Origin of the sequence: Palleronia caenipelagi (assembly GCF_007004065.1) — a bacterium.
Taxonomy (GTDB): Bacteria; Pseudomonadota; Alphaproteobacteria; order Rhodobacterales; family Rhodobacteraceae; genus Palleronia; species Palleronia caenipelagi.
Window position 1 is genome coordinate 136,134 of record NZ_VFSV01000009.1, and the last position, 7,115, is coordinate 143,248.

The 7,115-nt window shown below is 52.9% G+C and carries 5 protein-coding genes and 1 pseudogene; 2 read left to right on the plus strand and 4 right to left on the minus strand.

Going from position 1 to position 7,115, the window contains the following annotated elements; translation table 11 throughout:
• Positions 1–425: 425 nt before the first annotated feature.
• Together FEV53_RS07700 and FEV53_RS07705 are read left to right on the plus strand one after the other, a co-directional pair.
• Positions 426–1,598 (plus strand): DUF262 domain-containing protein, encoded by a 1,173-nt coding sequence (locus tag FEV53_RS07700; protein WP_142834230.1) that lies wholly within the window; start codon positions 426–428, stop codon positions 1,596–1,598.
• A 1-nt stretch (position 1,599) separates the two neighbouring features.
• Positions 1,600–2,217: a HEPN domain-containing protein gene (locus FEV53_RS07705; RefSeq protein ID WP_342778285.1), complete on the plus strand. Its 618-nt coding sequence runs from the start codon at positions 1,600–1,602 to the stop codon at positions 2,215–2,217.
• Positions 2,218–2,415: 198 nt separating this feature from the next.
• Here FEV53_RS07705 and FEV53_RS07710 read toward each other — a convergent pair whose 3' ends face one another.
• The 4 genes and pseudogenes from FEV53_RS07710 to FEV53_RS07725 form a co-directional block, all read right to left on the minus strand.
• Positions 2,416–3,429 carry a COG3904 family protein gene (locus FEV53_RS07710; protein WP_221931594.1) on the minus strand — a complete coding sequence of 338 codons (1,014 nt, stop codon included), beginning with the start codon at positions 3,427–3,429 and terminating at the stop codon, positions 2,416–2,418.
• Between the two features lie 278 nt (positions 3,430–3,707).
• Positions 3,708–4,439 carry an HNH endonuclease gene (locus FEV53_RS21450; RefSeq protein WP_142834232.1) on the minus strand — a complete coding sequence of 244 codons (732 nt, stop codon included), beginning with the start codon at positions 4,437–4,439 and terminating at the stop codon, positions 3,708–3,710.
• A 578-nt stretch (positions 4,440–5,017) separates the two neighbouring features.
• The gene (locus FEV53_RS07720; RefSeq protein ID WP_142834233.1) at positions 5,018–6,058 is read right to left on the minus strand and encodes a phospholipase D-like domain-containing protein; all 1,041 of its coding nucleotides are present in this window, start codon (positions 6,056–6,058) and stop codon (positions 5,018–5,020) included.
• Positions 6,059–6,731: 673 nt separating this feature from the next.
• Positions 6,732–7,115 (minus strand): annotated as a pseudogene (locus FEV53_RS07725) (tyrosine-type recombinase/integrase); the annotation flags it as partial.

Here is a 7,115-nt window from a genome sequence, read left to right on the forward strand (position 1 = left end):
CGCTGAGGATCGCGCGCTCGCGGTTGGGCTGAACCGGCACAATGGGTTAGTGGAGGGGTGTGGGCAGTAGCAACACCGGGTGAACACGTCCCCGTCTGTTGCTGCATCCCTCGCAAGCGCCGCGAGTGTGCGGTCCGCTCAAGCCACAATTCACCCCTCATATGTAAGTTAGGCAGCAGTCTTTGTCTGGACTGCGGGCATCTCTGCCTGTCGCCGCAGCTTCTCAGTCGTCGCTTCGATCACCCACGCACGAGCAGGAGGGGGCGGGAAGCAGAAGTTCGCTGCAAGTGGAAGCCAATGTCTGCTTGTTCATGTTGCTCTCGTATCCAAGTGCAAAAACCCTGTGGAAACTGAATTCCTTTTTGCCTAGGCTTTCTTCTTGTAGATGACGCTCCCTCAACTTGTTCCAATTCGGAAGAATAAAGATGACTGAAGATGCACTTCTTGAAACGGACATTAATGAGGACTTGGACGATCTAGAGCACGTCGACAACTGGGCGGACGGCGCAGCCCTATGGTCGACTGACTGGACTGCCGAAACTGTGCTATCTCAACTTAACAGAGGCAACATTGATCTTAACCCTTCTTTCCAGCGACGTTCCGCGTGGTCGGAGAACAAGCAGAGCTTGTTCGTGGAATCCTTGATACTTGGGCTCCCCATTCCACAGCTCATTTTGGCCGAGGACAAGCGTAAGAAGGGCTCTTATATTGTAATTGATGGGAAGCAACGGCTTCTCGCAATTCGCAGGTTTGCATCAGAAGGGGATGAAAGCGACTTCAAGCCGCTAAAGCTGAAGGACTTGAATGAACGAAGCGACCTTAACAAAAAAATGTACAAAGATCTTCTCGATGATGAAGATCTTTCCGAGGATCTTGCTGCATTTCAAAATTCAAGCATCAGAACGATCGTCATTCGCAACTGGAAGAGTGAAGCATACCTTTGGGAAGTTTTCCTTCGGATCAATACGGGTAGCGTTCAACTTTCCCCCCAAGAATTGCGTCAGGCCTTGCATCCCGGTCCCTTTTCGAACTTCGTAGACGATGCTTCTGCCGAATCTATCGGTTTGCGGACAGCATTGAAGCTAAAAGAACCAGATTTTCGAATGAGGGATGCAGAAGTACTTCTACGATATTTAGCATACAAAAACTTTGCTTCGGAATACGCTGGAAATTTGAAACTGTTCCTTGACGACACAACTCTGCGATTCAATGAATCTTGGGAGCAAAGTCAACAGATGCTCGAGGAACAAGTCCAAGCGATGGAGGACGCTTTTTCCTTTACTGAGGATGTTTTTGGAGGCGCGAACTACCTTCGAAAATGGAATGGCGAGAAATTTGAGCCACGGAAGAACCGAGCGGTTTTTGACATTATGTTACATTTCTTCGGCGACCCGAAATTGCGTGCTGCCTTGGACGGAAAGAGTGGTGAGATCGTATCTGAGTTCAAACGTCTATGCGAGCAAGACCCAGATTTCTTGGCGTCGATCGAACGAACTACCAAAACCAACGAAGCGAACAACAACCGATTCAATAAATGGGCCGAAGTACTTTCCCAGATTTCTGGATTAAACGTGCCGACAATTGATTTTGGAGTATGATTTGCCCTCAAGAGAATACGGTACGCTCAAGAAGAATATTGGTAGTCTTAGGGGCCAATTCCTCAATTTTCAGAGGCGTTTAGATGGAAGGTACTCGGTCCACGAGCTAACCCAATGCCGTGCATTCATTACGTTCTGCCATGCGGAAGTGGAAATCTACCTTGAATCAATAGCGAGCAAAATTGTTAACTCTGCGGAGAAACACTGGCGTCAGCACGGACGTGTAACCAATGCTGTTGCTGCGATGCTGGCGTACCGGTCTCAAAAACAACCAACCCTACCCGAAAACCCCACTGAGCAATCAAGCAAGAGCAAATTCGAAACTCTTGTGTATAATGCTATCTCCGCTCAACGGTCAGTCATAAAGGGCAATCATGGAATAAAGCCTAAGAACATATCTGATTTATATCTGCCAATTGGAATGGCCCCCAATCAATTCGATGAAGCGCTATTGATCCAGCTGAAAAACCTCGGGGAACGGCGGGGTGACCATGTTCACCAAAATTCCCAAGTATCTTTGCCAAAGGTGCGCGATCCATTTTCTGATGAATTACAAGACATTGAGTTCCTAGTCCGAGAAATTGAAGCGTTCGATCTTTTGGCTTCAGGACTCAAGTGAGCGTTGGGTCTGGGTTCGCCCCGCACGGCGGCTAAGGCATCTCGATCGATCGTCCAACGGTGGGTAATGGGATGTTGCGACGCAGCGGACCGCGCGCATGTGAATGTCTTGAGGGCCGAGTGCAACGCGAGCGACCGACGCTCGCAGCGCGATCACGCCGCGCCACCGCGAAATTCGGCGGTGAGCCCGAAATACCGTTCACGTGCTGCAAAACACGTTGAAAAACGTCTGCAATTTCTCTTTGCCACCGTCAGTCGAAACAGCTGAAATCCCGAGGAACGTCGGTGACTCATCGCAGAACCTGATCTGCACGCCGAAACTCTCTGAAAAAGCTATTGTACGAGCCTCATCCTCCGTAAGTCGCGCGAGTACATTTGTATAATTACCGTTCACTTGGCGCTCGCATCGCTCCGAAATGTCAATTCGGATATCCTCTTCGTTCACAACTATCTCGACCAATCCGAGGTTCGTTAGTTCATGTTCTCTGCCCTGGGACTCGATAAAGGCCCAGAACATGAAGCCTGCTCCTTTTGCGTAGCAGAGCATGACTTTGTGGTGTCCATAAAGCGAGTCACGCTCGCCCCTGACATACATGATGTTATTGCGCGCGTGGACAGTCCATTCGGCTTCGGTGACACCATCGGTGATGACCTTGAGTGCGCGAAGCTTTTCTTCATCCACCGTGTCAATTTCTGTACTGGATGTGGAAGATGAAAGCTCTAGGAAGCCGGTCGACACGCCCATGTCATGAACGTAGCTCGCTATTCTCGCCGAGAGTACTTGTGATCTGGCCACGTCATCTGGTGAGGGATTCCTGAACGAGAATCGGTGTACCCCAAACGTCGATCCATTCGGACGGTAGCGCAGTCGTCCACCGAGGTACACGAGCGTAGCTGCGCTAGCACAAATGCCATTGATGTGCTTGCGAGGTATGATATGAGAATCGCCTTGGTCGTGGTCCAAGACATACGATCCCACAGATGTTGAAAACCAGTGGTCGCGAATAAGGCGACCGATGCCAATTGCCGCTTCAACGTCGCCGCCCGCCGAGTCGATGTACACCGTCAAACGGGGCGGAGGCATGGTCCTAATCAGGAACTCGCGGAACCGAGCATCGTCACCTGCCTCAATTCTTCCGATCGCATTGATGCAACAAAAGCCCCCAAATAGCTGCTCAACGTCAGTCTGAGGCTCCATAAAATGAAAATCCATTCACCGCTCCGCGAGAGTTCCCGAGCTAAAGACAGTATCTAACAAGGGTGGCCGCGCGCAACATCGAGTTCGCTATCATCTCGAAGCGCCAACTGCAGCCATTGGGGCGTCTGCATCGAATTCACACTTTGTCCGGCACGCCCTCAGTTCGCCGCACCCTCGATTTCGCGCCAGCGTCGAATGGCCGGTCTGGTGAAGCTGCACCGCAGCGCTTGACTACTCCGGCAATGGCCGTAATGGGCCGAGACCGACGGTGGGCCGATCGGTGGCCTTGCCCACTATACGTCTTGATTGATGGAAGCAGACAGTTGCTCTATCGTCCACCAAGGTCGTGCCGCGTGGATCATGCGGTGGCAGTTCGCACAGAGCAGGACCAAGTCGCACATTTTTGTTGTTTCACCGGACTTTAGTTCGGAGACTGGTTTGGTGTGATGGCACTCGATAAACCCATCGCCGCGCTCGCCGTAAGTCTTCACAAAGTCAAAACCACATGCTTCACAGCATAAATTCCCATGCATCTTCAAGAAGGACGCTTTCTTCCGTTTGATAATGGCTGTGCTGCGCTCGCGATAGCGGTGCAGTCGCGTAAGTAACTTCCCCTCGCGTGCCTCCATCGTATCATCATCGGTCAGGCCAGGTGTGTCGTCTACCATCCCCGTGCTTGCCACGTTCAAGATGTTCGCGACCACCTTCTTCAGAGTATCTGGGTCGTCCGCGAACTCATCCCAAACGACTTGTTCCAGCTTATTGCCCTGGGGCAGGCCCTTCGTGTGGTGTTGTGGATCGTGTGACCGAAAGTTCAGCAACTTCATCGAGACACCGGAAGAATTCCTGAATGTGTCAGATCCGGTCAGACCCAGAGCCTTGGCGACCCTGCTAATTTTGGAGGCCAGTTCAAGAACGCCTGAACCAGTTGGAGAAAAATAGTCATCCCGATTGTCGAGATAATAGTCTAAAGCTACGAGATGCTCGTCTCGAGTCCAATTGGGATTGCGCTTTTTCTCTTTCATGCCAAAAGGTTTAGCCGGTCAACGCCGCTCCCACCATATATTTCCGTCGAAAGTCCACTCAAAATCATCAGGTAATGGATAAAGGTTGGTCTCCGGATGGCCAATCAAAGCGAATGCCTCGGTTGTGTTCCCCGCCCGTACCAAGCCCTTCTGCTGGTTCGGCGTCTCCAAGTCAGCTGCGATGTAAAATGCCCAAAACATTCTTAGGTTCTCTCACACTGTTGATTAACGACAAATAAATTTATGTATCGTCGAACACGTAAATCTCACCCAAGTTTTGCCCTTTGCAGATCTAATAAGTTGCGGAACGCGCTACATAACTAGGATCCGCGCTCAAGGTTATCTTCCGCTCTCGAGACAATCGGCTGAAAAAAACTGCTGCACACTGGACCGATTGGCTAGAAATGCTCGCGGCTTCGCTGTGCACTAAGGTGACGCTTAGCGCCTCTTTAGGGCCGGGATCGACGGCGCGTCGATTGATGGCCCAGCCCGCACTGCCGAGCCACCACGTAACTCTGGCGCGCAATTGGGAAACGTCTCCCCATCGAAGCCATTTTTCGGGCCGCGCCCTAGGGAAGCTAACTTAGTGTCAAAGCCTTGCGGGCACCTATAGCGTCAAGAATTTGCCCAGCGACATCATCAAATGCGCGTTCGGTCCGAAACAAGTCCTTTATCTCACTTTCGCACTGCTCGCGCTTTGCCAGCTTTGGCAGGTCGCCGAACGCTGCTCCGCCGGTGTTCCACTTTACTTTGGCTGCAACAAACACGTCCTCCGTCTCACCCTCCCCATCGGAAACACCAGGGATGAACCGTATATGGCGACGCATGCTAAGAACGATGTTGCCGTTCGGATTGCGGTGGACGTTGATGAACAGCACGGGCCAATCAGCCTCCTTCATGTCCCAGTAGGCGAAGTAGTCGTAGCCCGATCGGCCAGCGCTCCCATCTTCCGCAGCGCCTCCCTCCCTGTCCAGTTCTTCTTCCATGACCGCCTTGGCGCCCTCCTCGACGGCCTTGGCGACGTCCTCCTTCGAAAAGACGAAGCGGATGCCTTTAAATGCTTCAGGATCGCTGCGAAGAAGTTGCAAAAGCGTCGGAGGCTTTTTGAGAACGACTGCCTGATCTTGTCCGATCGCAGCAGCGCTGAGACCCCCTAAGTGCTCCGGCGCTCTGGCAAAAGCATCGGCGTCCACACTCACGGCTTTGCTGTAACGCGTCTCGAAGGTCGCCTCGGCTTCACGGAACGCTTCGCCTCCGGGGGATAGCCATATCCCATCCTCGATCCTGTTATTGGAAGACAGCGCTGCGCGAGAGGCATTGGCCGAGCAGACGACCGCGCCCCTGTCAGACGCATAGATCTTCGCATGCATTTGCTTATCGGGGAGATGGCGTAGGCTTTCGTTGTTCGGCGCTCCACCGACGCGAAGCGCCGTTTGCACGGTCATGCCCATTCGTAAGTCGCACAGAACGCGCAGATCCTTGGGCGGGACGCCGCCGCCGAACAGTTCCTCTGCCCAGGTTGGACCGAGGAAGGCGACGCACATCCAAGGTTTGTTTCCAGCCATGACCTTGCGGATGCGCTTCGCTAGTCGTTTGCCTGTCAGATACTTAACGCCCATGGCCTACTTCTCTACCCCTTCGGAAGTTGTCTACTATGCATTGGACACGTTTGTGCCCATACATCCGAGTTGTTCAGTTTAACGATAGCCAAGAAAAAACTATATTCATCCCGGCCGCTGCGAAAGCCCACTTTGTCCGCGTAGCCGTCACTCGACCGACCTAAATGCTGTAGCCCGGGTCAAAAGAAATCAAGCGCGGGCTGCGCTATGGTATCTTAACCTGTAGGGATTGGGCGGCTTTGGGTTGAATTTTCCACAACGATTCCCCCCTACATTTGAGATTCAGTTCGATACATGGCTGTGCGGTTTAGGTTCCAAGCTGCCATGCCGCCATGCCGCCACGTGGCGAGGCCCAAAAGATGCCCGTGCTTCCAGCCTTCAGAGGCGACCCTGAGTAGGCCCTCGGATCGGAGCGGGGCAACAGGTTACACTCAGCAAGTTGGCTGTGTCCGCGCATAAGGCAATCTAATGCGGGCTCTGACTTCTAGCCCGAAGAATGCTACACATTTTGCTACACAATTTGCTACACTTTACAAGTCAACTATATGAATCAAAGTGCATATCACATCGTTCTGAATGCCTGTCTCTCCGCCAAAATTCCTGAGAAAACGGCGAGTGTTCCCACATTCGTTCCCACACATTGTGCCCGCTTGAAACGGTCGAATTGGCCTGATCAGTCATCGATGCTTCTTGCTTCCGGTTCCCCGGTCACGATTGCGTGCTGGCGTTCGCGGGTGATCTGACCGTAGCTGCGCAGTGTGGTCAGAACGTCCGTGTGACCGAGGTTTTGAGAGACGGCGACCAGTTCCGCCGGGGTGGTACAGGTTTTCGCGGTGTGCCGGGCGTGCATGTGCCGGAAGGCATGGGGGCCGAAGGCTTGCAGACCAGCGGTCTTGAAGGCACCGTTGACGATCTTTCGGACGGGTTCGGAACTGCGCCATGGGCGGCGGGTGAAGCCTTCGGCGCAAAACCCGGTGCCGGGCTTGGCGCTGAGGGCGGTGGAGGGGAACAGCGGATCATCCGGGCCATAAAGCTCAACCTCGTCCAGATGGGTGAT

Coding starts and splice junctions, on each gene's coding strand:
- FEV53_RS07710 (WP_221931594.1), bottom strand. CDS start 3,429: ATGGATTTTCATTTTATGGAGCCTCAGACTGACGTTGAGCAGCTATTT.
- FEV53_RS21450 (WP_142834232.1), bottom strand. CDS start 4,439: ATGAAAGAGAAAAAGCGCAATCCCAATTGGACTCGAGACGAGCATCTC.
- FEV53_RS07720 (WP_142834233.1), bottom strand. CDS start 6,058: ATGGGCGTTAAGTATCTGACAGGCAAACGACTAGCGAAGCGCATCCGC.
- FEV53_RS07700 (WP_142834230.1), top strand. CDS start 426: ATGACTGAAGATGCACTTCTTGAAACGGACATTAATGAGGACTTGGAC.